23 protein-coding genes are annotated in these 25,081 nt (G+C 73.3%); 6 read left to right on the forward strand and 17 right to left on the reverse strand.

The annotated features are described in order from the left end of the window. Positions 1–14 precede the first annotated feature (14 nt). Genes sufC through AW16_RS0101755 form a run of 5 tightly spaced genes read right to left on the reverse strand, consistent with a single transcriptional unit; the run spans position 15 to position 4,606 of the window. A complete protein-coding gene (sufC, locus tag AW16_RS0101735; protein ID WP_029287631.1) occupies positions 15–773 on the reverse strand; it encodes a Fe-S cluster assembly ATPase SufC in 759 nt (252 codons plus the stop codon). A gap of 17 nt (positions 774–790) precedes the next feature. Beyond that, on the reverse strand, positions 791–1,123 hold the full coding sequence (locus AW16_RS0101740) for a non-heme iron oxygenase ferredoxin subunit (protein ID WP_029287632.1): 333 nt from the start codon (positions 1,121–1,123) through the stop codon (positions 791–793). Next, the gene (gene sufD / locus AW16_RS0101745; protein ID WP_029287634.1) at positions 1,120–2,433 is read right to left on the reverse strand and encodes a Fe-S cluster assembly protein SufD; all 1,314 of its coding nucleotides are present in this window, start codon (positions 2,431–2,433) and stop codon (positions 1,120–1,122) included. Before sufD ends, AW16_RS0101740 begins: the two co-directional genes overlap by 4 nt. After that, complete coding sequence (gene sufB / locus AW16_RS0101750; RefSeq protein ID WP_029287635.1) at positions 2,433–3,866, reverse strand: Fe-S cluster assembly protein SufB; 1,434 nt, start codon at positions 3,864–3,866, stop codon at positions 2,433–2,435. The genes sufD and sufB overlap by 1 nt, the downstream gene beginning before the upstream one ends. After that, entirely contained in the window at positions 3,863–4,606 is a 744-nt protein-coding gene (locus AW16_RS0101755) for a metalloregulator ArsR/SmtB family transcription factor (protein ID WP_029287637.1), read from the reverse strand. Before AW16_RS0101755 ends, sufB begins: the two co-directional genes overlap by 4 nt. A 193-nt stretch (positions 4,607–4,799) precedes the next feature. On the opposite strand from AW16_RS0101755, the gene AW16_RS0101760 reads away from it, so the two are divergent. From AW16_RS0101760 to AW16_RS0101785, 6 genes are all read left to right on the forward strand, one after another. Then, positions 4,800–5,624, forward strand: a complete 825-nt coding sequence (locus AW16_RS0101760) for a phosphate--nucleotide phosphotransferase (RefSeq protein ID WP_029287639.1) — start codon at positions 4,800–4,802, stop codon at positions 5,622–5,624. A gap of 93 nt (positions 5,625–5,717) precedes the next feature. Continuing rightward, a complete protein-coding gene (locus AW16_RS0101765; protein ID WP_029287641.1) occupies positions 5,718–6,653 on the forward strand; it encodes an ABC transporter ATP-binding protein in 936 nt (311 codons plus the stop codon). Further along, on the forward strand, positions 6,650–7,423 hold the full coding sequence (locus AW16_RS0101770; protein WP_029287644.1) for an ABC transporter permease: 774 nt from the start codon (positions 6,650–6,652) through the stop codon (positions 7,421–7,423). Before AW16_RS0101765 ends, AW16_RS0101770 begins: the two co-directional genes overlap by 4 nt. A gap of 102 nt (positions 7,424–7,525) precedes the next feature. Next, positions 7,526–8,497, forward strand: a complete 972-nt coding sequence (locus tag AW16_RS0101775) for a heme A synthase (protein WP_051681561.1) — start codon at positions 7,526–7,528, stop codon at positions 8,495–8,497. A 45-nt stretch (positions 8,498–8,542) separates the two neighbouring features. Continuing rightward, on the forward strand, positions 8,543–9,520 hold the full coding sequence (locus tag AW16_RS0101780) for a daunorubicin resistance protein DrrA family ABC transporter ATP-binding protein (RefSeq protein ID WP_029287648.1): 978 nt from the start codon (positions 8,543–8,545) through the stop codon (positions 9,518–9,520). Beyond that, the gene (locus AW16_RS0101785) at positions 9,520–10,332 is read left to right on the forward strand and encodes an ABC transporter permease (RefSeq protein ID WP_029287650.1); all 813 of its coding nucleotides are present in this window, start codon (positions 9,520–9,522) and stop codon (positions 10,330–10,332) included. Before AW16_RS0101780 ends, AW16_RS0101785 begins: the two co-directional genes overlap by 1 nt. Positions 10,333–10,341: 9 nt before the next feature. Here the strand turns inward: AW16_RS0101785 and AW16_RS0101790 are convergent, their stop codons facing one another. The 12 genes from AW16_RS0101790 to AW16_RS16735 all read right to left on the reverse strand — a co-directional run bounded on the left by AW16_RS0101790 (position 10,342) and on the right by AW16_RS16735 (position 23,367). Next, complete coding sequence (locus tag AW16_RS0101790; RefSeq protein WP_029287652.1) at positions 10,342–10,968, reverse strand: NUDIX hydrolase; 627 nt, start codon at positions 10,966–10,968, stop codon at positions 10,342–10,344. Continuing rightward, positions 10,965–12,632, reverse strand: coding sequence for a CTP synthase (locus tag AW16_RS0101795; RefSeq protein WP_029287653.1), 1,668 nt, complete (start codon positions 12,630–12,632; stop codon positions 10,965–10,967). Before AW16_RS0101795 ends, AW16_RS0101790 begins: the two co-directional genes overlap by 4 nt. A 77-nt stretch (positions 12,633–12,709) precedes the next feature. Then, positions 12,710–14,410, reverse strand: coding sequence for a murein biosynthesis integral membrane protein MurJ (gene murJ, locus AW16_RS0101800; RefSeq protein WP_081861387.1), 1,701 nt, complete (start codon positions 14,408–14,410; stop codon positions 12,710–12,712). A 7-nt stretch (positions 14,411–14,417) separates the two neighbouring features. Then, entirely contained in the window at positions 14,418–15,287 is an 870-nt protein-coding gene (locus tag AW16_RS0101805; RefSeq protein ID WP_029287656.1) for a hypothetical protein, read from the reverse strand. Continuing rightward, positions 15,284–16,324, reverse strand: a complete 1,041-nt coding sequence (locus tag AW16_RS0101810) for a copper transporter (RefSeq protein WP_051681562.1) — start codon at positions 16,322–16,324, stop codon at positions 15,284–15,286. Before AW16_RS0101810 ends, AW16_RS0101805 begins: the two co-directional genes overlap by 4 nt. Before the next feature lie 91 nt (positions 16,325–16,415). After that, positions 16,416–17,600 (reverse strand): putative cytokinetic ring protein SteA, encoded by a 1,185-nt coding sequence (steA, locus tag AW16_RS0101815; protein ID WP_029287660.1) that lies wholly within the window; start codon positions 17,598–17,600, stop codon positions 16,416–16,418. A gap of 6 nt (positions 17,601–17,606) precedes the next feature. Beyond that, positions 17,607–19,346: a DNA repair protein RecN gene (gene recN / locus AW16_RS0101820; RefSeq protein WP_029287662.1), complete on the reverse strand. Its 1,740-nt coding sequence runs from the start codon at positions 19,344–19,346 to the stop codon at positions 17,607–17,609. Beyond that, the gene (locus AW16_RS0101825; RefSeq protein WP_034647896.1) at positions 19,343–20,218 is read right to left on the reverse strand and encodes an NAD kinase; all 876 of its coding nucleotides are present in this window, start codon (positions 20,216–20,218) and stop codon (positions 19,343–19,345) included. Before AW16_RS0101825 ends, recN begins: the two co-directional genes overlap by 4 nt. Then, positions 20,215–21,096, reverse strand: coding sequence for a TlyA family RNA methyltransferase (locus AW16_RS0101830; protein ID WP_081861388.1), 882 nt, complete (start codon positions 21,094–21,096; stop codon positions 20,215–20,217). The genes AW16_RS0101825 and AW16_RS0101830 overlap by 4 nt, the downstream gene beginning before the upstream one ends. A 4-nt stretch (positions 21,097–21,100) precedes the next feature. Further along, positions 21,101–21,400 carry a hypothetical protein gene (locus AW16_RS16730; protein ID WP_231495910.1) on the reverse strand — a complete coding sequence of 100 codons (300 nt, stop codon included), beginning with the start codon at positions 21,398–21,400 and terminating at the stop codon, positions 21,101–21,103. 186 nt (positions 21,401–21,586) lie between these two features. Further along, a complete protein-coding gene (locus AW16_RS0101840; RefSeq protein ID WP_029287668.1) occupies positions 21,587–22,615 on the reverse strand; it encodes an HAD-IIA family hydrolase in 1,029 nt (342 codons plus the stop codon). Next, positions 22,612–23,367 (reverse strand): hypothetical protein, encoded by a 756-nt coding sequence (locus AW16_RS16735; protein WP_231495911.1) that lies wholly within the window; start codon positions 23,365–23,367, stop codon positions 22,612–22,614. Before AW16_RS16735 ends, AW16_RS0101840 begins: the two co-directional genes overlap by 4 nt. Positions 23,368–25,081: the final 1,714 nt, after the last annotated feature.

Below are 25,081 nucleotides of genomic sequence, written 5' to 3' on the forward strand. Positions count from 1 at the left end.
GGACACCGGGTCCGTCAGACCGCGCTCGTCAGGAAGCGGTCGTAGCCCTCGTTCTCGAGGCGCTCGGCCAGCTCGGGCCCGCCCTCCTCGGCGACCTTGCCGTCGACGAAGACGTGCACGAAGTCGGGCTTGATGTAGCGCAGGATGCGCGTGTAGTGCGTGATGAGCAGCACGCCGACGTCGCCGCCCTCGCGCACCCGGTTCACGCCCTCGGACACGATGCGCAGCGCGTCGACGTCGAGGCCCGAGTCGGTCTCGTCGAGGATCGCGAAGCGCGGCTTGAGCAGCTCCATCTGGAGGATCTCGTGGCGCTTCTTCTCGCCGCCGGAGAAGCCCTCGTTGACGGAGCGCTCGGCGAACGCCGGGTCCATGCGCAGGTTGTCCATCGCGGTGCGCACGTCCTTGACCCAGCCGCGCAGCGCGGGGGCCTCGCCGTCGATCGCGGTCTTCGCGGTCCGCAGGAAGTTCGACACGGACACGCCGGGGACCTCGACCGGGTACTGCATCGCGAGGAACAGGCCGGCGCGGGCGCGCTCGTCGACCGAGAGCGCGAGCACGTCCTCGCCGTCGAGCGTCACGGTGCCCGACGTGATCTGGTACTTCGGGTGGCCGGCGAGCGAGTACGCGAGCGTCGACTTGCCGGAGCCGTTGGGGCCCATGATCGCGTGCGTCTCGCCGCTGCTCACGGTGAGGTCGACGCCGCGCAAGATCGGCTTCGGACCTTCCTTCGTCTCGACGCTGACGTGCAGGTCGCGGATCTCCAGGGTGGCCATGGGGAGGTTCTCCTCGTTCACAGGGGGGCGTCGACGTCGACGAGCACGCGCTCGCCGTCCGTCGTCACGGGGTAGACGGGTACGGGGGTGACGGCCGGGGGGCCGGTGGGCTTGCCGGTGCGCAGGTCGAACCGCGAGCCGTGGAGCCAGCACTCGACCGTGCAGCCCTCCACCTCGCCGTCCGCGAGCGAGACCGCGCCGTGCGAGCAGATGTCGCTGATGGCGTGCAGCTCGCCGTCCTCGTCGCGCACCATCGCGACCTCGACGACGCCGCTCTCGGCCTCGAGCTCGACCCGGAGCGTGCCGCCGACCGGCACGTCCGAGGCGTAGCACGCGAGCTGTGCGGTCATGCGTCCTGCCCGTCGGCGCCCTCGGTCGTGAGACCGGCCGACGAGCCCTCGACGCGCGGCTCGTCGCCGAGCAGCACGCTCATCGACTTCTCCAGCTCGGCCTCGATCGACTCGATCAGGCGCTCCTCGACCTCGGGCACGCCGATCTCGTGGATGAGCTCGGCGAAGAAGCCGCGCACGACGAGCCGGCGCGCGTCGCGCTCCGGGATCCCGCGCGCCCGCAGGTAGAACAGCTGCTCGTCGTCGAACCGGCCGGTCGCGGACGCGTGGCCCGCACCCTCGATCACGCCGGTCTCGATCTCGAGGTTCGGCACGGAGTCCGCACGCGCCCCGTCGGTGAGGACCAGGTTGCGGTTGAGCTCGTAGGTGTCGGTCCCCTCGGCCGCGGCGCGGATGAGCACGTCGCCCACCCACACCGTGTGCGCGCCCTCGCCCTGCAGCGCGCCCTTGTACGTCACGCGGCTCACGCAGTTCGGCACCGCGTGGTCGACGAACAGGCGCTGCTCCTGGTGCTGGCCGGCGTCCGCGAAGTACAGGCCGAGCATCTGCACCGAGGCGCCCTCGCCGACGAACTCGGCGTCCGGCGTCACGCGCACGACGTCCCCGCCGAGCGTCACGACGATGTGCTTGACGGTGGCGTCGCGCCCGACGCGCACGCGGTGCGCCGCGGCGTGCACGGAGCCCTCGGCCCAGTCCTGGACCGAGACGACCGTGAGGTGCGCACCGTCCTCGGCGACGATCTCGACCGTCTCCGTGAGCGCGGCGTGACCGACGTGGTCGATGACGACGACGCCCTGCGAGAGCGCCTCCGCCCTGACGACGAGGTGCGCGGCCGACGGCTCGAGCGGGGCGTCGTGCACGCCCGCGCCCTCGACGCCCTCGACGCGGATCGAGGTGACCTTCGAGGCCACGGCATCGCGCGGCAACGTCACGACCGTGGCACGCGGGAACGACGCCCACGCGACGGCGGCCGCGCGGTCGCCCGGCTGCCCGGCGGTGCCGAGGCGCGCGTCCCCGCGCTCCACGATCTCCACCTGGACCTCGGGGCTCTCGACGACGGTCATCAGGACGCCGTGCCCGTCGAGCACGCCGTCGCTGTCGCCCGCGAACAGCGGGGCGAGGCGAGCGATCGGCGAGAAGCGCCACTCCTCCTCGCGCCCCGTCGGGACGGGGAAGTCGGCGACGTCGAAGCTCGTCGGGCGGGCGGCGCGCGACGCCTCGGGGACGGTCGCGCCGACGCCGTGCGTGTGCGCCTCGTCGGCCGTCGCACGGGTGTGGTCGGTGGAGAGGTTCTCCGTGGTGGTCGTCATCAGCCGACGGCCCCTTCCATCTGCAGCTCGATGAGGCGGTTCAGCTCGAGGGCGTACTCCATGGGCAGCTCTCGCGCGATGGGCTCGACGAACCCGCGCACGATCATCGCCATGGCCTCCGTCTCCGGCATGCCTCGGGACATCAGGTAGAACAGCTGGTCCTCGCTCACGCGCGAGACCGTCGCCTCGTGCCCCATGGACACGTCGTCCTCGCGGACGTCGACGTACGGGTAGGTGTCCGAGCGGGAGATCTGGTCGACGAGGAGCGCGTCGCACAGCACGTTGGACGCCGAGTGCGAGGCGCCCTCGAGGATCTGCACGAGCCCGCGGTACGACGTGCGGCCACCGCCGCGCGCGACCGACTTGGACACGATCGACGACGACGTGTGCGGCGCGGCGTGCACCATCTTCGAGCCCGCGTCCTGGTGCTGGCCCTCGCCCGCGAACGCGATCGACAGCGTCTCGCCGCGCGCGTGCTCGCCCAGCAGGTAGATCGCCGGGTACTTCATGGTGACCTTGGAGCCGATGTTGCCGTCGACCCACTCCATCGTCGCGCCCTCGGCGGCCGTGGCCCGCTTGGTGACGAGGTTGTACACGTTGTTCGACCAGTTCTGGATCGTCGTGTACCGCACGCGGGCGTTCTTCTTGACGATGATCTCGACGACCGCGGAGTGCAGCGAGTCCGACGAGTACACGGGCGCGGTGCAGCCCTCGACGTAGTGCACGTAGGAGCCCTCGTCGGCGATGATCAGCGTCCGCTCGAACTGGCCCATGTTCTCCGTGTTGATGCGGAAGTAGGCCTGCAGCGGGATCTCGACGTGCACGCCCGGCGGCACGTAGACGAACGAGCCGCCCGACCACACGGCCGTGTTGAGCGACGCGAACTTGTTGTCGCCCGGGGGGATCACGGAGCCGAAGTACTGCTCGAAGATCTCGGGGTGCTCGCGCAGGCCCGTGTCGGTGTCGAGGAAGATGACGCCCTGCTCCTCGAGCGACTCCTGGATCTGGTGGTAGACCACCTCGGACTCGTACTGCGCGGCGACGCCGGCCACGAGGCGCTGCTTCTCAGCCTCCGGGATGCCGAGCCGGTCGTACGTGCTCTTGATGTCGTCCGGCAGGTCGTCCCAGCTGGCCGCCTGCTTCTCGGTCGAGCGCACGAAGTACTTGATGTTGTCGAAGTCGATGCCCGACAGGTCCGCGCCCCACCAGGGCATGGGCTTCTTGTCGAACATGCGCAGCGCCTTGAGGCGCGTCTTCAGCATCCACTCGGGCTCGTTCTTGAGCGCCGAGATCTCGCGGACGACCGCCTCGGACAGGCCGCGCTTGGCGGTGGCCCCGGCGACGTCGGGGTCGTGCCAGCCGTAGCCGTAGTTGCCGATCGAGGCGATCGCCTCGTCCTGCGTCATCTGCTGGTTGTCGGTCGGTGCACTCATGCTGTCGATCCTTCCGGGGCGAGCACGGGGGCTGGGGGTGGGACGGGGATGCTCGTGGTGCACACGTGACCGCCTGCGGCCAGCGTGGCGAGCCGCTGCACGTGGACACCGAGCACGCGCGAGAACGCGCGGGCCTCCGCCTCGCACAGCTGGGGGAACTCGTGGGCGACGTCCTGCACGGGGCAGTGCCCCTGGCAGAGCTGGACGGCGGCGGTGCCGGGGACGGGCCGCGCGGACGCGGCATACCCCTCGGCGGTCAGGGCGTCGGCGATGCGGTGCGCGCGTGCCTCGACGTCGTCCTCTCCGCGCACGACGAGCGCGAGGCGCTGCTCGAGGTCGCGCACGCGCTGCTCGGCGAACGCGGTCACGGCAGCCTGGCCGGCGGACTCGCCGAGGAACCGCAGGGCCTGCGTCGCGAGATCGGCGTACCGCTGCGTGAGCGAGGCCTGGCCGGCGCTCGTCGCGACGTACCGACGAGCCGGCCGGCCGCGACCCGCGGGCGGGACGTTGGAGGTGTGCACGACGATCTGGCCCGCGTGCTCGAGGACGCCGAGGTGGCGGCGCACGGCCGTGGCCGTCAGGTCGAGGTCGGAGGCGAGCTCCGTGGCGGTGACCGGGCCGTCGCTCGCGACGAGCTGCAGCACGCGCTGGCGCGTGCCCGCGTCGGAGGACGGTTCCGGCTCGTGCACCAGGGCCGGCGGGGCGGACGGGGCGTGCTCGAGGGGCGTCGTCGCGCTCATCGCACCTCCGTCCGTGGCCGTGACGGCGTGAATCCGCCGTCGACATTAGGGAACATGCTTGTTGCCTAAATCCATCCTCGCAAGCAAGGCGACCCTTGCCTGCACCCACGGCCAGTCGCGTCGGTCACACCGGTGCGGCCCCGTCGACGTCTTCACCCGCGCGCGCAGGCTCGGGTCGCCCTAGCCTGGCCTGGTGGAGCAGCTGCGCAGGGCCGGGGCCGACGTCGACCTGGCCGCTCTCGACACGTCCGCGACGCCCGGGTTCGACGGCGGCAGGAAGGCCGGGACAGCGGCGCTCGCCGCCGGGGCGGCAGAGCTGGCCGACCTGCAGGAGCGGATGTTCGCCGCCGCGACCGCCGGCGACCAGCGCCGCGTGCTGCTCGTCCTGCAGGCGATGGACACCGCCGGCAAGGGCGGCATCGTGTCGCACGTCGTCGGCGCCGTCGACCCGCAGGGCGTGCACCTGCACGCGTTCAAGGCCCCGACCGAGGAGGAGCGGTCGCACGACTTCCTGTGGCGTGTGCGCCGCGAGCTGCCGGGCGCCGGGATCCTCGGCGTGTTCGACCGCTCGCACTACGAGGACGTGCTGATCCACCGCGTGCGTGGTCTCTCGTCCCCCGAGGTGGTCGAGGAGCGCTACGGCCTCATCGCCGACTTCGAGCGCGAGCTCGTCGCGGCCGGGACGTCGATCGTCAAGGTCATGCTCCACATCTCGCCCGGCGAGCAGCGCGCGCGGCTCGCGGCGCGTCTCGACGACCCGAGCAAGCACTGGAAGTACAACCCCGGCGACCTCGACGAGCGAGCGCTGTGGGACGCGTACATGGAGGCGTACGAGATCGCGATCGCGCGCACGAGCACCGACGCGGCCCCGTGGTTCGTCGTGCCCGCCGACCGCAAGTGGTACGCGCGACTGGCCGTGCAGGGCCTGCTGCTGGAAGCGCTGCGGTCGCTCGACCAGCAGTGGCCCCCCGCGGACTTCGACGTCGACGCCGAGAAGGCGCGCCTCGCCTCGTCGTGAGCCGCCGCACCACGCACGTGTGACCACCCGCACAGCCGCCACCCGTCCAGGCCCACGGCACGCGCGGCGCGCGCACGCCTAGACTCGCGCTTCGTGCCCGCCTCCCACGCCGTCGACGACGCCGTCGAGATCTCCGGTCTCGTCAAGGCGTACGACGGACGCCGCGTCGTGGACGGGCTCGACCTGCGCGCGGCGCGCGGCCGCGTCACCGCAGTGCTCGGGCCCAACGGAGCCGGCAAGACCACGACCGTCGAGTGCTGCGAGGGACTGCGCTCCCCCGACGGCGGGACGGTCCGCGTGCTCGGCCTCGACCCGCTCACCCAGGCGCACGACCTGCGGCCCCGCGTCGGGGTCATGCTGCAGGACGGCGGCCTGCCCACCGGGGTGCGCGCACTCGACATGCTCGAGCACGTCGCCCGCATGTACGCCCGTCCGCGCGAGGTCGACGAGCTCGTCGAACGGCTCGGCCTCGGGTCCTTCGCCCGCACGACGGTCCGTCGCCTGTCGGGCGGGCAGCGCCAGCGGCTCGCGCTCGCCGCCGCGGTGGTCGGGCGGCCGGAGCTCGTGTTCCTCGACGAGCCCAGCGCAGGCATGGACCCCCAGTCCCGGCGCGCCGTGTGGGACCTCGTGCGCGAGCTGCGCGACGAGGGCGTCGCGGTGGTGCTGACGACGCACCTCATGGACGAGGCGGAGGACCTCGCGGACCACGTCGCCGTCGTCGACCGCGGCCGGGTCATCGCCGAGGGCTCGGTACGCGACCTCGTCGCCGACGCCGAGGACCGCACGCTGCGGCTCGAGGTCGCCGGTGAGCTCGACGTCGACGGGCTCGCACGCGCGCTCGGCCCCGAGCTGCAGGTCCGTGCGGCCGGAGCGGGGTCGTGCACGGTCGTGGGCACCGTCGGGCCGACGACCGTCGCTGCCGTGACCGCGTGGCTCGCCGAGCACGACACGCTTGCGATACGGCTCACCGTGGGGCGCCGGACCCTGGAGGACGTCTTCCTGGACCTGACGGGACGTGAGCTGCGATGACGTCGACGCCCGCCGACCCGCATGCCGGCGCCGCGCCCGCGTGGCGCCGCGTGCTCGCGCAGACCGACTTCGAGGCACGGGCGATCCTGCGCAACGGCGAGCAGCTGCTCGTCACGATCGTCGTGCCCGTGTTCGCGCTGATCGGGCTGACGAAGGTGACCGCGCTCGACGTCGACACCGGTGGCCTGTCGCGCATCGACTTCTTCACGCCCGGCATCCTGGCGCTCGCGGTCATGACCGCCTCGTTCACGTCGCAGGCGATCGCGTCGTCGTTCGACCGGCGCAACGGCGTGCTGCGGCTGCTCTCCACGACCCCGCTGGGCCGCGGGGGCCTGCTCGCCGGCAAGGTCGTGGGCGTCCTCGTCGTCGAGGTCGTCCAGGTCGTCGTCATCGGAGCGGTGGCTGCGCTGCTGGGCTGGCGCCCGGACCCGGCGGGGATCGCGCTCGCAGTGGTCGCGGTGCTGCTCGGGACGGCCGCCTTCACGTCGCTCGCGCTGCTCGTCGCGGGCACCCTGCGGGCCGAGGCGGTCCTGGCGGTCGCCAACCTCGCGCTGCTCGTCCTGGCGGTCGCGGGCGGCGTCGTCGTCCCCGCGTCGCGCCTGCCCGGTGCGATGGAGCACCTCGCGCTCCTGCTGCCGTCCGGCGCGCTCGGCGAGGCGATGCGCGACGCGTTCCAGCACGGGACCCTGCCGGCCTGGTCGGTCGTCGTGCTGCTGGGCTGGACCGCCGCCCTCGGGTGGGGTGCGTCCCGCCTGTTCCGCTGGCACTGACGCGTACGCAGCCTCGGCCCGACGCCCCACGTGGCGCGGCTCACGCCCTCACGGCCCTTCGCTCGTCCGGGCAGCCGTGACGCCGCCCGTACGCTGGTCGCCATGACGACGTCCCCCGCCACCACCGACGTCGGGCTGCGCGCACGGGCGCTCGCGTGGCTGCGGGCCCGCACCCGTGCGGTGCTCGTGCTCAACGTGCTGGTGCAGGTGCTGATCGTCGCCACCGGCGGGGCCGTCCGGCTCACCGCCTCCGGCCTCGGCTGCTCGACGTGGCCGCAGTGCGAGCCGGGACACTTCACGCCCCAGCTCCACGGCGAGACGAGCTACCACACGCTCGTCGAGTTCGGGAACCGCACCATGACGTTCCTGCTGACGGCCGTCGCCGTCGCCGTCGCGTACGTCGTGTGGACCGACCGGTCCCGCTCCCTCGCCTACCGTCGCCTCGGCCTGGTCCCGGGGATCGGCGTGATCGTCCAGGCGGTCGTCGGCGGCATCACCGTGCACGTCGACCTCAACCCCGCGATCGTGTCGAGCCACTTCCTGCTCTCGATGGCGCTGGTCTCCGCCTCGACACTCCTGCTGCATCGGTTCTCGGAGGGCGACGGGCCGCCCGTCGTGGTCGTCGACCACGTCGTGCGCGTGCTCGCGCACGTGCTCGCGGCGCTCCTGCTGGTGGTGCTCGTGCTCGGCACCATCACCACGGGCGCGGGTCCGCACTCCGGGGACGACGAGGTCGGGTACCGCTTCGCGGTCGACCCGCTGACGATGGCGCACGTCCACGCCACCGCGGTGTGGGTCTTCGCCGCGGTGCTCGTCGCGATCATCGTGCTCACCCGCCCGCGCGGCGGCGCCCGCAGCCGGGTGCACACGGCCGCTCTCGTGCTCGCGGGTCTCGTGGTGCTCCAGGGCGCGATCGGCTACGTGCAGGTCGCGACGGGGCTGCCGATCGCGCTGGTCGACCTGCACCTCGTGGGTGCCGCGCTGCTCACCGCGGGAACCACCCGCGTGTGGCTCTGCACCCGCGATCGCTCGTCCGTCGCAGCACGGGCCGAGGAGATCCCCGTCCTCCCGTAGCGGGTCTCGAGTGACTGTGTCAGAGGTCACATCTAGGCTCGCGGCATGGCATCCACGAGCACGCCCGCCGTCGTCGCACGGGGTCTGGTCAAGCACTACAAGGACGTCGTCGCGCTCGACGGTGTCGACCTGACCGTCCCCACCGGGTCGGTCCTCGGGCTCCTCGGCCCCAACGGCGCGGGGAAGACGACGATCGTGCGCATCCTGACCACGTTGCTCCGCCCCGACGGCGGGACCGCCGAGGTCGCGGGCGTCGACGTGCTGCGGCGCCCGCGGGACGTCCGACGCCGCATCGGCCTGTCCGGCCAGTACGCGGCGGTCGACGAGTACCTCACGGGCTTCGAGAACCTCGACATGATCGGGCGCCTGTACCACCTGGGCGCCAAGCGCTCGCGCGAACGGGCTCGTGAGCTCCTCGCCTCGTTCCGGCTCGAGGACGCCGCGGACCGCCCGTCCAAGACCTACTCGGGCGGCATGCGCCGCAGGCTGGACCTGGCCGGTGCGCTCGTGGCCGACCCGCCCGTCATCTTCCTCGACGAGCCGACGACGGGCCTGGACCCGCGCGGTCGCGCGGACATGTGGGAGGTGATCCAGCGGCTCGTCGCGGGCGGCACCACGCTGCTGCTCACGACGCAGTACCTCGAGGAGGCCGACCTCCTCGCGGACGAGATCGTGGTGATCGACCACGGTCGGATCATCGCGCAGGGCACGGCCGACGAGCTCAAGCGCCAGGTCGGCGGCGAACGTCTCGAGCTCACGGTGCAGGAGGGCGCGAGCCTCGACGACGCCGCCCGGGCGCTCGCGCCGCTCGGCGTCTCCACCCCCACGCTCGACGCGACGCGACGCTCGCTGCTCATGCCCGTCGAGGGCGGCGCCGCCGTGCTCGGCGGTGCGCTGCGAGCCCTGGAGGACGCCGGCGTCACGCTCGACGACATCGGGCTGCGCAGGCCGACGCTCGACGACGTGTTCCTGTCCCTCACCGGCCGGACGGCCGAGGACGACCCCACGGAAGGAGCTGCGTGATGGCACTGCCCGCCGTCATCGCCGACGCCCAGGTCGTCGCGAAGCGCAACATCATCAAGATCAAGCGGGTCCCCGACCTGCTGGTCTTCACCACCCTGTCGCCCATCATGTTCGTGCTGCTCTTCGCCTACGTCTTCGGCGGCGCGATCGAGGTCCCCGGTGGCGGCAGCAGCCAGGCGTACCGCGAGTACCTCATGGCGGGGATCTTCGCCCAGACGGTCATCTTCGGTGCGACCATCACCGGCGCGGGACTGGCCGAGGACGTGAAGAAGGGCATCATCGACCGCTTCCGGTCGCTGCCGATGGCGCCCTCGGCCGTCCTCACGGGGCGGACGATGTCCGACGTCATCAACAACGTGCTCGTGCTCGTCGTGATGGCCCTGACCGGGCTCATCGTCGGGTGGCGCATCCGGAGCTCGTTCCTCGACGCCGTGGCCGGGTTCGCGCTCCTCCTGCTGTTCGCCTACGCGATCTCGTGGGTGATGGCGTGGCTCGGGATGCTGGTACCGAGCGTCGAGGTGTTCAACAACGCGACGTTCATCGTGATCTTCCCGCTCACGTTCGTCGCCAACACGTTCGTGCCGCTCGAGAGCCTGCCCGGTCCGTTGCAGACGTTCGCCGCGTGGAACCCCGTCTCGTCGGCGACCCAGGCCTCGCGCGAGCTGTTCGGCAACATCCCGGCCCAGGTCCCCGAGCCGACGCAGTGGCCGCTGCAGCACGCGGGGCTCTACACGGTCATCTGGTCCGTCATCATCCTGGCGGTGTTCATCCCGGTGGCGAACGCGCAGTACCGGCGCTCGACGAGCCGGTGACGCCCGTCGTCAGTCGAACGTGACCGGGACCAGCGTCGACCACCCGCGCGCACGCGCGGCGGCGGCTGCGAGCACGCCGGAGACCGCCGTCGGGCTGTGCAGGCGGCTCGACAGCACGGCGTCGACGGCGTCGTCGAGCGGGACCCAGCGCGGCACCATCGCGGCCTCCTCGTCGGTCCGCTCGTAGCGCTCGCCCTCGGGGACGGGGGTCAGGCCGCGAGCAAGGAAGATCTCGATGTGCTCGGACGAGCCGCCCGGCGTCGTGTACAGGTCGAGCAGGTGCCACCACGACGATGCGACGAGGTCGGCCTCCTCCGCGAGCTCACGCGCAGCGGTGCGGACGGTGGGCTCACCGGCCACGTCGCGCAGACCGGCGGGCGGCTCCCACAGCTCGCTCAGGACCGGATGGCGGTACTGCTGGAGCAGCAGCACGCGGTCCTCGTCGTCGAGCGCGATGACCGCGACGGCGCCCGGGTGGTCGACCCACTCCCGCACCACGTGGACACCGTCCCCGAGGTCGACCTCGTCGGACACCAGGTCCCACACGCGGCCTGTGTGGATCGTCGTGTGCTCCAGGACGGGGCGAGGCGCCCGCAGGTCTGCGGGCGCCTCGTCCGTGGAGCCGTGGTCGGTCATGCGTCGTCGCGCTGCGCGAGCGCCGCACCGACGAGACCCGCGAACAGCGGGTGAGCCCTGTTCGGGCGGGACTTGAACTCGGGATGAGCCTGCGTCGAGACGTAGTACGGGTGGACGTCGCGCGGGAGCTCGACGAACTCGACCAGCGACGTGTCGGGCGAGACCCCCGAGATCACGAGCCCGGCCTCCTCGAGCTTGTCGCGGTACGAGTTGTTGACCTCGTAGCGGTGCCGGTGCCGCTCGGTCACATGCTCCGAGCCGTACGCTTCGGCGACCACGGAACCGGGCGTGAGACGCGCCTCGTACGAGCCGAGCCGCATCGTGCCGCCGAGGTCTCCCTCGCCGCCGACGATCGCGAGCTGCTCCTCCATCGTCGCGATGACCGGGTCCACGGGCTTGTCGTCGAACTCGGACGACGACGCACCGTCGAGGCCGAGGACGTCGCGCGCGTACTCGATCACCATGCACTGCAGGCCGAGGCAGATGCCGAGCGTCGGCACCCGGTTCTCGCGCGCCCAGCGCAGCGCACCGAGCTTGCCCTCGATGCCGCGCACGCCGAAACCTCCGGGCACGAGCACCGCGTCGGCGCCCTCGAGCGCGGCGCGCGCACCTTCGGGCGTCTGGCAGTCGTCGGACGTCACCCAGCGGATGACGACCTTCGTGTCGTGGTGGAAGCCGCCGGCGCGCAGCGCCTCGGTCACCGACAGGTACGCGTCGGGCAGGTCGATGTACTTGCCGACGAGCGCGACCTCGACCGTGTGCGCCGGCTGGTGCACACGCTGCAGCAGGTCGTCCCAGCCGGACCAGTCGACGTCGCGGAACGGGAGACCGAGTCGCTGGACGACGTACGCGTCCAGGCCCTCGGAGTGCAGCACGCGCGGGATGTCGTAGATGCTCGGTGCGTCCTTGGCGACCACGACGCCCTCGACGTCCACGTCGCAGAACAGCCCGATCTTGCGCTTGATGCTCTCGGGCACGTCGCGGTCGGCGCGCAGGACGATCGCGTCGGGCTGGATGCCGATGCTGCGCAGGGCAGCCACCGAGTGCTGCGTGGGCTTCGTCTTGAGCTCGCCCGAGGGGCCGATGTACGGCAGGAGCGAGATGTGCAGGAAGAACACGTTGTCGCGGCCCAGGTCGTGGCGCACCTGGCGGGCGGCCTCGAGGAACGGCTGCGACTCGATGTCGCCGACCGTGCCGCCGATCTCGGTGATGATCACGTCGACGTCGTCGTCCGCCTGCGACCGCATGCGCGACTTGATCTCGTCGGTGATGTGCGGGATCACCTGGACCGTGTCGCCGAGGTACTCCCCGCGCCGCTCCTTCGCGATGACCTGCGAGTACACCTGGCCGGTCGTGACGTTGGCCGAGCCGACGAGGTTCACGTCGAGGAACCGCTCGTAGTGGCCGACGTCGAGGTCCGTCTCAGCGCCGTCCTCGGTCACGAAGACCTCGCCGTGCTGGAACGGGTTCATCGTCCCCGGGTCGACGTTGAGGTACGGGTCCAGCTTCTGCATCGTGACCTTGAGGCCACGGGAGCGAAGGAGGCGGCCGAGGCTGCTCGCCGTCAGGCCCTTGCCGAGAGAGGAGGCGACGCCCCCGGTGACGAAGATGTGCCGGGTCAGGGAGTCCGACCGCCCGGAGAGTCGGTGCGCGCGCTCTGTCACGGGCTTCAACCCTACCCGACGCCCATGCCCTCGAGCCGGGACCTCGGTGGTGAGTCCCGCCACGTCTGCACCGAGAGTCAGTCCCGCGGCTCGGGCGGGTCGCCGTCCGAGCCGGACGCCGCGTCGGGAGCGGCCGTGACCGCTTCCTGGACCGCCGCTGACCGGGCGGCCGGGGGCACCGACCTCTCGACGTGCACGACGTCGCCGACGAGGCCCCGGTCGGCCACGAGGGCGGCCGCGGCGACCACGACGAGCGCGACGACCGCGCCGCCCGCCGCCGCCCCGACGGCGGTCCAGCCCCCGTCGCCACCGAGGTCCTGCACGGTGTCCGCGAGCCAGCGTCCGGCGAGCGCGCCCAGTACAGCACCAGCGCCGAGCACCACCGCCGTGCGGGTCAGTCCGTGCAGCGCGTCTCGTCCTGCCGCGCGGGCGAGCGCCGCCACGGCCGTCGCTCCCCCGGCGAGCATGCCGACGGAGCTCGCGAGGGCGATCGACACGACGGCCCGCCCGTCGGGCACGCCGACGCCGACGAGGGCGACCACACCGATCGACATCACGCCCCACCCGACGACGTTCGCGCGCACCGCCGCGCGGCCACGCCCCAGCGCGTACAGGCACCGCGACACGTGGAACAGCAGCGCGAAGCCGACGAGCCCGGGCACCATCCACGTCACTGCGGCACCCATCTGCAGCGTCGCGGGGTTGCCGGTCAGCACCCGGAACAAGGTCGCGACCGCTGCCGCCCCGGCGGCGACCGCGGAGGCACCGACCACCGCCGCACCGACGACACCGCGAGCCGTCGCGGCCGAGGTGCGCGCGAACCCGGCGGTGTCCCCCGCCGCCGCACGCGCCGCGAGGCGCGGGAACGTCGAGGTCGCGAGCGGGACCACCAGGACCGCGTACGGCAGGAGGTACACCTGCTGCGCGTACAGGTACGTCGTCACGGTCCCCTTCGAGCCCCAGCTCGACGCCACCGCGAGGACGACGACGGTCGCGAGCTGCTGCGCCGCGACACCGGCGATCCCGGCGAACGCCAGCGCGCGCACGCGCGCACCGATCCCCAGGGGGAAGGTCAGCGACGGTCGAAGCCGCACGCCGAGCCGGTGCACGGGGACGAACATCGGCAGGCACATGGCGGCGACGCCGAGCGTCGTCCCCCACGCGAGGACGTCGAGCGCGCCGGCCTGCAGCGCCGACGTGTCGTCACGCTCGCCGTGCGCCAGCGCCCCGTAGACCATGTAGGTGGCGATGACCACCAGGGAGGACATGACCGGCGCGAACGCGGGCCAGAAGAAGCGCTTGTGCGCCTGCATCACCGCGTAGAGCAGCACCGCCACGCCGTACATCGGCACCTGGACCGCGAAGACGAGGACGAAGAACCGGACCGTCGCCGCCTGGTCGGGCGTGTGCCCGAATGCGTGCCCGATCGGGCCGGCGAGCGCGGCGAGCAGCGCCGCGAGCGGCACCAGCACGAGGAGCGTCCACCCGAGCGTCGCCGACGCGGTCGCGTCGACCTCGCGGCGGTCCCGGCGCGCGATCGGTGCGGCGAGCACCGGGATGAGCGCTCCGGCGAGAGCGCCACCGGCCGCCGTCTCGAACAGCACGTTGGGCAGGAGGTTGGCCGCGTTGTACGCATCGCCGATCGTCCCGTCCCCGACGGCGTGCGCCTGCGCGAGCCAGCGCCCCAGGCCCAGCACGCGCGACAGCACGGTGACGGCAGCGATCATCGCAGCCGCGCCGGCGAGACCCCCGGCGGCGCGACGGACCGTGGCGCTCATCGGCGACTCATGCGCCGGGCCGGTGCACCGGGCGCCGACCCCACGCGTCGATGTCGCGCAGCACCGGCGTCGACTCGATGACCTTGGTGAAGCTGACCTTCTCGCTCGCGACGGTCAGCGCGGCGAGCCCGCCGAGCACCGCGAGCCGGACGGGACGCGGCGCGCCGAGGACCACGGCTGTGCCGAGCGCGGCGCCCAGAGCGTTCGCCCCGCCGTCGCCGAGCATGTCGAGCTCGGCGAGGTCCTGGTCGAGCGCTGCGGATGCGACGCCGAGCACCGCGGCGCCCGCGCCGGCGCCGTCACCCGGCCCGAGCGCGAGCGGGGCGCCCGCGATCGACGCCACCTTGAGCGCACGCCCCGGTCGCAGGTCGAGGAGGTTCACGAAGTTCGCGGCGAGCGCCACGAGAGCGCCGGACGCCGCCACGTCGGCGAGGTGCGCCGTGCTGCGACGGCCGGCCGGACGCCGGGTCGCGACGGCCGCTGCCGCGAGCGAGCCGAGGCCGATGCCGATCACCTTGAGCCCGCCCGTCGTGACCCGTCCGTGCGCGAGCGCTCCGAGGTGACCTCGCAGGCCCTTGCGCCGCTCCTCGACGTCCTCCTCGAGATCGTCGACGATCCCGAACGTCGCACCGGCGGCCGTCGCCAGCCCGAGCGCGAGACCGGCCCGCGCACCCGGTGCCCCGACGACGACACCCGCCAGGAGCCCGGCGGCGACCGCCGGTCCCTCGAGCAGGCTGACGTCCTCGCCACGGTGGTTCGTCCGCGTCCACCTCGTCTGGCCGCCGGGCGTCTGCTGGTCGAGCGCACCACGAGCCGCCGACGTGACGACGGAGGCGACGAGCGCGGTGACGAGCCGGCGCGGGACGGAGACGGTCACCCGTTGTCGCCGTTCTTGCCGCCCTGCTCCTGGCCGCTGCCCGACGGCGCCACCGGCGTCCTGTCGACGGGCGGGAGCTGCACCGGAGCGGGGATCGGCGTCTCCTCGCTGCCGAAGCCGTAGTGCCCGTTGGTCCCTGCGATCCGGGCCGCGAGCGCGAGCGGCACGTTGACCTGCGACGAGACGTCGGCGGAGCTCGAGACCGTCGTCAGGCTCGCCGCGAGGTCGTCGTCGTCGAGGATCGCATCGGTGAGCGACCCGGAACCGCGCTCGCCGTCGGCCAGCACGGCACCGGACGAGTACTTCTGCGCGGCCTCGACCACCGAGAGCGACGGTGCGAGGTCGTCCTCCGTCGGGCCGGCGGTGGCCGTCGCGGCGGGCTGCTGCGACTTCGGGCTGGCCGCCACGACCACGACCGCGTCGGCGCCGGTCTTCACCGGGTCCGCGAGTGTCACGAGCGGGCTGTCCCCGGTCGAGAGGATCTCGAGCAGGTACGTCGCGTCTTGGCTGAGCTTGTCGGGCGACGCCGGGTCGGCACCGGTGAGCCCCTGCACGAGCGCGGCCGCGAGCTCGGTCTCGACGTCGGACCCCTGCGCGGGTGCCGGGTCGAGGAACTGCGTGACGTTTCCGACGAGCGCCTGACGGAAGCTGCGCTGGTCCGGGTCGGACCACGCGTCGGTGAGCGTCGCGTGGGCCGTCACGGTCGCACCGGCCTGGCCGAGCCTGTCGTCGACCGCGGTCGCGACCGCGTCGTCGACCGTGCCGAGCGCCACGACCGCGACGCGGCGGTCCTTGAGCGCGCCATCGAGGAGCTGCGGGCCGGCGGCGTCGATGTAGTCCTGCGAGTCCTTCAGGTCGCGCGACGTCGCGTCGAGCTCGGTGCGCAACGTGTCCTTCTCGGTGCGCAGCTGCTGAACCTGACCGGTCAGGGTGTCACCGATCGTCTCCTTGAGCGGTCCTGCGCCCAGGGCGATCCCGACCGCGAGGGCCAGGAAGACCGAGATGAGCGAGACGACGTGGTAGCGGAAGTCGATCACGAGGCGTTCTCTCCGTCGGTGCGGTGGCGCTGCGGGGCCGGGGAGTCGGCCGCGCGCCGGGGGCTCGGCGTGCTCAGGCTCTCGTGACGCATCACGACCCTCCGAACAATGAGCCGACCCATGAGGTGAAGTCGTCGATCCGCGCGCCGATCAGCTCGATCAGCGTCTGGCCTGCGGCCGTCGACGCGAGGGCCACGCCGAGCGCGAGCAGCCCGGCGAGGACGAGCAGCGTGAGCTGCAGGTTCGAGATCCGGTGCCGGTACAGCCGCGAGACGCCCTTGGCGTCGACGAGCTTGCCACCCACGCGCAGCCGCGTGAGGAACGTGCTCGCCATGCCGGAACGTCCCTTGTCGAGGAACTCGACGAGCGTCGCGTGCGTGCCGACGGCGACGATGAGCTCCGCGCCCTTGTCGTCGGCGAGGAGCATGGCGACGTCCTCGCTCGTCCCGGTCGCAGGGAAGACGACGTGGCGCACGTCGAGCTGCTCCACGCGCGCGAGGCCGGGCGCCCGCCCGTCCCGGTACGCGTGGACGACGACCTCGGCGCCGCACGTCAACGCCCGGTCCGACACCGAGTCCATGTCGCCCACGATGAGGTCGGGCTTCCAGCCCGCGTCGAGGATCGCGTCCGCGCCGCCGTCCACGCCGATCAGCACGGGCCGGACCTCGCGGATGTAGGGACGCAGCGTGACCAGGTCCTCCTTGTAGTGGTACCCGCGCACGACGATCAGCACCTGGCGTCCGTCGATGACCGTCTCGATGTCCGGCACGCCGACGCCGTCGAGCAGCAGCTCGCGCTCGCGCCGCAGGTAGTCCATCGTGTTCGCCGCGAACGACTCGAGCTGTACGGACAGACCAGCCCGCGCCTCCTCCATCGCCGACGCGACGGACACCGCGGTCTGCTCGACGCCCTCGGCGACCAGGTCGTCGCCGTCGTAGACGCTGCCGTCCCGGACCCGCAACCGGTGGCCCTCGGGGATCGCCATGACGTCGGGACCGAGGTCGTCGACGAGCGGGACGCCCGCGGCGACGAGGATCTCCGGACCGAGGTTCGGGTAGCGCCCCGATGTCGAGCGTGCCGCGTTGAGCACGGCCGCGGGCTGGCAGGCGACGAGCGCCTCGGCCGACACGCGGTCGATGTCCTCGTGGTCGATGACCGCGATGTCACCGGGGCGCAGCCGCTTCGTGAGCGACTTGGTCCGTGGGTCGACGCGGGCCGAACCGGCGACCACGCCGGGCTCGGGAGGTGCGGAACGTCTGCGGAGGCTCGATCTCATCGCCGGTCATCGTCCCACGGACGACTGCGCGAGGAGCTCCGCCGCGTGCGTGCGCGCCGCCGACGAGTCGTCCTGGCCCGACAGCATGCGGGCGAGCTCGCGCACGCGGTCCTCGTCCGTGACCGACCTCACGTCGGACTCGGTCACGAGATCGACCCCGCCGTCGCTCGACTTCGTGACGACGAGGTGGTGGTCGGCGAACGCGGCGACCTGGGCCAGGTGCGTCACGACGAGCACCTGGGCGTCACGCGCGAGCGCCGCGAGCCGCCGTCCGACCTCGACGGCGGCGCGACCACCGACACCGGCGTCGACCTCGTCGAACACGAACGTCTCCGGGCGGGCGGCGCCGCTGTCGGGCGCGGTCGCCAACGCCACCTCGATCGCGAGCATCACACGCGACAGCTCGCCGCCCGAGGCGCCCTTGCCGAGCGGGCGCGCCGGGGCGCCCGCGTGGGGCACGAGGAGCATCTCGACGCGGTCCGCGCCGTGCGCACCGGGCTCGTCGGCCGGCCGCACCTCGACCTGCAGCCGCGCACCCGCCATCGCGAGGCCGGCGAGCTCGTCGCTCACCGCACCGGCGAGGCGGTCGGCCGCCGCCGTCCGTGCCGACGTGATGAGAGCTGCCTGTGCCTCGAGCTCGGCGTCGAGCTCGCTCCGGCGGGCACCGAGCTGCTCGATCCGCTGGTCACCGCCCTCGAGCTCGAGGAGGCGCAGACCCGCCGCCGACGACCACTCGAGCACCTGCGCCACGTCGCCGCCGTAGCTGCGGGTCAGTGTCCCGATCTCGGCGCGGCGCCGCTGCACCGCATCGAGGCGCGCGGGGTCGGCCTGCAGGTCCTCGACGTACGACGAGAGCTCGGCGGCGACGTCCGCGAGCAGGAACCCTGCCTCTCCCACGCGCACAGCGAGGGATGCCAGCGTCGCGTCGTGCGGGCCCGCGTGGTCGAGGAGCCGCCGAGCCTGCTCGACGAGGTCGGAGGCGCTCGAGGAGTCGACGCCCGCGTCCACGTCGCCCGCCAGCGCCACGTGAGCGCCCGCCGCGGCTGCGCGCAGGTCCTCGGCGTGCGCGAGCCGCTCGGCCTCCTGCGCGAGCTCGACGTCCTCCTCCGGCTGCGGGTCGACCCGCTCGACCTCGGCGAGCCCGAGCCGCAGCAGCTCCGCCTCGCGCACGCGGTCCTGGGCCCGCGCGACGAGGTCGGCCAGCTCGGCGTCGACCCGCGCGCGTTCCTGCCAGGCCGACCGGTACCTCGCGAGCCGCTCGCCGTGGTCGCCCCCGACGAACGCGTCGAGCGCGTCGCGCTGGTGCGCGGGCGAGCGCAGCCGCGCCTGGTCCGCCTGGCCGTGCACGGTGACGAGGTCCGCGGCCAGCTCGCCGAGCACCGCCTGCGGCACCGAACGACCGCCCAGGTAGGCGCGCGAGCGTCCGCTCGCGCCGTCTGCGGAGGCGCCGACGGTCCGCAGCAGCACCAGCGACCCGTCCTCGTCCAGCTCCGCGCCCGCGTCACGGGCCCGCTCGAGCGCCGGGTCCGACCCACGCAGGAGCACCCGTCCCTCGACCGCTGCGGACGTCGCACCGACGCGCACTGCCGCGGGGTCGGCCTTGCCGCCGAGCAGCAGGTCGAGAGCCGTGAGCACCATGGTCTTGCCCGCGCCGGTCTCCCCGGTGAGCACCGTCAGCCCTCGACCCAGCTCGACGTGCGCGCCGCCGATCACGCCGAGGTCGGTGATCCGGATCTCCTCGATCACGCCGGACCTCCCTCGTCGCTCACGCGGGTCCGCCCGCGCCACCCCGCCACGGGCAGGTCGAACTTGTTGACCAGCCTCGTCGTGAAGGGCGCGGGGCTGATCCGCGCGAGCCGCACCGGCTCCGTGCCCCGCGTGACCTCGACCCGGGACCCGGGCGGCACGTCGACGCAGCGGCGGCCGTCGCACGTCAGCAGGCCGTGGGCGGGCGACCGGTCGAGCACCTCGACCGCGAACCGGCTGCGCGGACCGACGACGATCGGGCGCGCGAACAGCGCGTGCGCCGAGACCGGTACCAGGATCATCGCGTCGACGTCGGGCCACACGACGGGGCCACCGGCGGAGAACGCGTGCGCCGTCGAACCGGTCGCGGTCGCCGCGACGACGCCGTCGCACCCGAACGACGACAACGGCCGACCGTCGACCTCGAGCGCGACCTCGAGGATGCGCCCGCGGTCAGCCTTCTCGAGAGCGGCCTCGTTGAGCGCCCACTGCGTCGAGACGCCGCCGTCCGGCCGCAGCACGCGCACGTCCAGCGTCCCGCGCTCCTCCACCTCGAAGTCGCCCTCGGTGAATCGTCGGACCGCCTCGCCGACGTCGTCGCGCTCGGCCTCGGCGAGGAAGCCGACGTGCCCGAGGTTGACCCCCAGCAACGGCACCTCCCGTCCTCGCGTCAGCTCGGCCGCCCGCAGGATGGTGCCGTCCCCGCCGAGCACGACCGCGAGCTCGAGCTCGGGCAGCTCGTCGGGCGTCGAGTGCTCGCTCGCGACGACGGGCGTGAAGCCGGCGTGCTCGAGCACGCGCAGAGCCTCCTGGGTCGCCACCACCGCCTCGGCGCGCCCGCCGTGCGTGACGACGAGCGCACGCCGGCTCACTCCGCGCCCCCGGGGGTCTGCGCGACGGCACGGCGCACGGCCTCGGCCAGCGCCCCGTCGTCGGCGATCACGCCCGGACCGCCGCGCAGCCACAGGAAGTACTCGACGTTGCCGCTCGGGCCGGGCAGCGGGCTCACGACGACCGTGCGTACCCCGAGCCCCAGCTCGGCGGCTGTGCGCGCGACACCCAGCACGGCGGCCTCTCGCAGCGCAGGGTCCCGGACGACACCGCCGGTCCCGAGCCGCTCGCGCCCGACCTCGAACTGCGGCTTGACCATCACGAGCAGGTCGGCGTCGTCCGCGGCGACCTCGACCAGAGCGGGAAGCACCAGACCGAGCGAGATGAACGAGAGGTCGGCCACGACGAGGCTCGGCGCAGGCTGGACGTCGCCGCGACGCAGGTCACGGACGTTGACGCCCTCGCGCACCTCGACGCGATCGTCGTCCCGGAGCCTGCGCACGATCTGGTCGTGCCCGACGTCGACCGCGACGACCGATGCGGCCCCCCGTCGCAGCAGCACGTCGGTGAATCCGCCCGTGCTCGCCCCGGCATCGAGGCAACGTCGTCCTGCCACGTCGAGCGCGGTCGCGTCGAGCGCCCCGACCAGCTTGTGGGCGCCACGCGACGCGTACTCGTCCTCCTGCGCTCGCACCTCGATGCGGTCGTCCTCGTGCACGCGCACCGCAGGTCGCGCCGCACGGTGCCCGGCGACCTCCACGCGACCCTGCGCGATCAGCTCGCTCGCGCGACCGCGCGACCGCGCGAGGCCGCGCCGCACGAGCTCGGCGTCGAGCCGGTTCGTCGGCTGGTGCGGCGGCTGGTGCGGCGGCTGGTGCGGCGGCTGGTGCGGCGCGACGTCTCGCGCCTGAGTCGTCACGTGCTCAGCCCTCCGCGTCGGCCAGGCGGTCCTGGAGCGCTCCGTGCACGGCGTCGAGCACCGCGACGTGCGTGCGCAGGGGCGCAGCGTCGAGCTCGTCGAGCCGCAGCAACGCCTGGTCCACGGCGTCGTCACCCGTGGACGGGTGCGTCGACCCGTGCTCGGTGGGCCTCGGCGCGACGTCGCGCGCCCCGGCCACCGCCAAGGCGTTCTCCGCGCTGCCGACCGTGTCAGGAGCGACGTCGACGTCGGGGGTCACGTCCATACCCGGAGTCCCGGCGTCGCCAGGTCCGTTCTCAACCACGCGTGCTCCTCTCTCGACGACAGCGTCCCCACGCTACCCGGCGGCGCCCACGCGCGGCCGCGACGACGCACAGCCACGCGACCCGCGATCGACCTACGCGCCTGGACCGGCGTCGACGCACAGGGGACGGGCAGTGACGCACAGGGGATGGGCAGTGACGGGCAGGAACCGGCTGGACGGCCGGGGTCAGGCGGGCGCTCCGCCGAGGTCCGGCACGCTCGAGGGGTCCAGCGTGGCACCGTCGTCGACCGCCGCCCACGCTGCCGCGCAGGCGGCCCGCACGACGTCCACCGGGTCGCTGCCCGCGTCACCCCGCCCGATCTCCAGCACACCGTCCACGACCCGCGCCGACGCCGACCGGCACGTCCACCAGCGCTCGGCGGCGCGCACGGGCTGCGGGTGCGGCTCCAGCAGCGTGCGCAGGTCGGCGCCGATGAAGTGCGGACGCTCGCCGGGGACCGCGAGCACGTCGTCACGCGCGGTGCTCACGCCCGTGAGCACGTGCAGGCCCGCGAATCCACCCGAGCGGGCTCCCGCCAGGTCGGTGTCCAGCCGGTCCCCCACGACGAGCGTCTCGCGGGCCCCGGCCCGCTCGACGGCCATGTGGTACATGGTCGGCGCGGGCTTGCCGGCGCTGTCCGGCGTGACACCGGTCGCCGCGCGCACCGCGCCCACGAGCGTGCCGTTGCCCGGCGCGATGCCGCGTGCGACGGGGATGCTGAGGTCGAGGTTCGACGCGACGTGCCACGCCCCCCGCTCGATCGCGAACGCTGCCTCGGCGAGCTGCGTCCACCCGACCTCGGGCGAGAACCCCTGCGCGACCGCGGCGGGCTCGTCGTCGGCGGAGTCGACCACCTCGTAGCCCGCCTCGCGCACGGCCGTGCGCAGTCCCGCGCCTCCGACGACGAGCACCCGGGCACCCGGCGCGAGACGCGCGCGCAGCAGCTGCGCGGCGGCCTGCGCAGCCGTCATGACCTCGTCCGGCTGGGTCGGTATGCCGAGCTCCGAGAGCTGACCGGCAACGGACTCGGGCTCGCGCGACGCGTTGTTGGTGACGAACACCAGCCGCATCCCCCTCGCCCTGGCCGTCGTGAGCCCTTCGGCCGCGTGGTCGATCGGCTCGTGACCCTTGTAGGCGACGCCGTCGAGGTCGACGAGCGCCAGGTCGAAACGGTCGGCCAGCGCGACGTCGGAACCCAGCAACCCCCTGCTCACGCCGTCTCCTCGCCGTCGCGACGCTCGTCGGACGGGTCGCCCGCGCTGAAGCCACCGGCGCCCTCGTCCCGGTCCGCGTCACCGTCCGACTGCTGTGCCGCACCGTCGACGTCGAGGTCGTCCTCGTCCTCGATCGTGTCAGCCACGGCAGCGCCCTCGTCGAGCGCGGACTCGTCGAGGCCCCCCAGGTCGTCGTCGAGGTCGGTCTCGTCGAGGTCGAAGACGACGATGTCGTCGTCCTCGTCGACGACGCCGTCGGCCGCGTCGAGCTCCGCCTGCGAGAACCGAGCCAGCTCCGCGACGGCCTCGTCGTCGCGCCCGACCGCCTCGAGCGCGCTCGCCCGCGCCTGAGCGACGCGCACGGCGAGGACGCCCCGGGCGGCTCGCACCGCGGGCGTCGCGAGCGTCGCCACGGCGGCCTCGTTCTCACCGAGGTCGAGCCGCGCACCGCTCACCACGATCGCGAGCTCGACCTGTCCGTCGGCGTCGAGCGTGCGCGCCTCGGGCTCCTGCGACAGCACGATGGCCCGCTCAGGCCTGCCGAGACCGCGTTCGCAGTCCGCCATGACCGGGAGGTGCTCCGACGAGCCGTTGAGACGCCGCACGGTGCGCAGCTCGCGCAGCGCCTCCGCGTACCGACCGGTGCGGTACGCGGCGATCCCTGCAGCCTCACGCACGACGTCGACGCGCCCTCCGCGACGGACCGCCGCCTGCGCGTGCTCGTAGGCGAGCTCGGGGTCGACGTCGAGCAACCGGCCGACCATCACGAGGTGCCGACCGACGATGTTCGCGTTGTCCTTGCTGAGCGTCCGCAGAGGCGCACGAGCGGCCCGGTCCAGGTCACCGAAGACGACGTCTTCGGGGATCTCCGGACCGACGACGCGCTGGTCCTGCGGCGACCGCGACTGACGTTCGTCACCACGGGCCGGTCGCCCGGCCGGCGCACCGCGCCGATCGCCGCCGGGACCGCGCGGCCGGTCGTCGCGCGAGTCGGCACGAACCCGTCCCCGACCCTCGCCCGAACCCTGCGACCAGCTCGAGGGGCCGGCCGACGCCTCACGGCGGTCGGGTCCCCCGCGGCCCTGGTCGCGGCGGTCCGTCCCGGAACGCCATGAGTCCTGACGACCCTGGCCGGGACGATCGGCGCCCCGACCGGATCCACCCCGGTCGGACGACCATCCGGCCGACGCGGTCCGCGTGCCGCGTGCACGCTCGTCACGCCCACGCTCATCACGGACTCGCTCGTCACGGCGCGGGCCGTCCGACGAACGGGAGCCGGCACCCGGGCCGGCTCCGGACCCGTGCCGGGGAGCACCGCCTCCGGACGACGCGCCCCGAGCCGGACCGCGGCCGTACTCGCGACCTGCGTCGCCCGAGCTCCGCGACGACCGATCGCCGCGCGCACCGGAGACTCCCGTGTCACCAGCTACCGACCTGCCGCCGCTCGACCGACCACCGCGGGCATCGCGACCGCTACCAGACCCATCGCGGGCGTCGCGACCGTAACCCGCCGCCCCGCGCGCGTCACGACCATCCTCGGATCGACCACGATCGCCCCGACCGCCACGGGCCTGCGCGCGGTCGTCCCGACCACCGCTGGACCACGTCCGGTCGTCTCGTGCCTTGGCACCGCGCGCCTGCCCGTCACCGTCATAGGCACGACCGCCGCCGGTGCCGTACGAGGAGCGACGCTGCTCATCGCGGTCGCGACCGTGCCCTGACCGGTCGTCACGTGCGAGGTCCCGAGCCCCGCGCCCAGCCCTGGACTCGGCCGGACCACGCTGCCCGTCGACGCTTGCTGTCCCACGCCAACCGCGCGCATGCCGGCCCTGGGGACCAGATCCGGTCGGCGAACCCTTCGACCCGTCCTGCGTCCCGGCAGCCCCACGGGCAGAGGACGCTTCACCGCGCGAGCGGTCACCCCGCCCGCCTCTGTCGCGCTCTCCGTACTGGCCGCGCACGGAACGTGAGCCGTAACCCTCCGAGCGTCCACCAGCGCGCCCGGACGACCCACCACGACGGGAGTCATCGGACGAGGCCCCGGTCGAGCGCCTGACGTCGCCGGACTGGGCCCGCTGGCCCCCGCTGCCACCGTCATCTCCACGCCTGCCGGGCTGTCGCTCGGACCGGTTGTCGCTGTTCATCTGTCTTCTCCTCGCCACGATCGGCTCCCATCATCCCAGAGCCGGCCCATGGCACCTAGCCAAGACGCCCGCGGGCAGAGTCATCTGCCCCACACGGCCCGCACCTGGGGAACTGGGCTCGGTCCACCGCACCACCGGTACCCCCACCACGTCCGGACATCGGTGCCGAGACCAACCGGGAGACGGGTAACCGATAGAGCGACCGGGACCAGAGATGTGACAGGAAACAGAAAGAGCCACCCCGGATGGGGTGGCTCTTTCTGAATGGTGTCCGGCGGCGTCCTACTCTCCCACACCCTGGCGAGTGCAGTACCATCGGCGC

This window comes from Cellulomonas sp. HZM, from assembly GCF_000708885.1.
Taxonomy (GTDB): domain Bacteria; phylum Actinomycetota; class Actinomycetes; order Actinomycetales; family Cellulomonadaceae; genus Cellulomonas.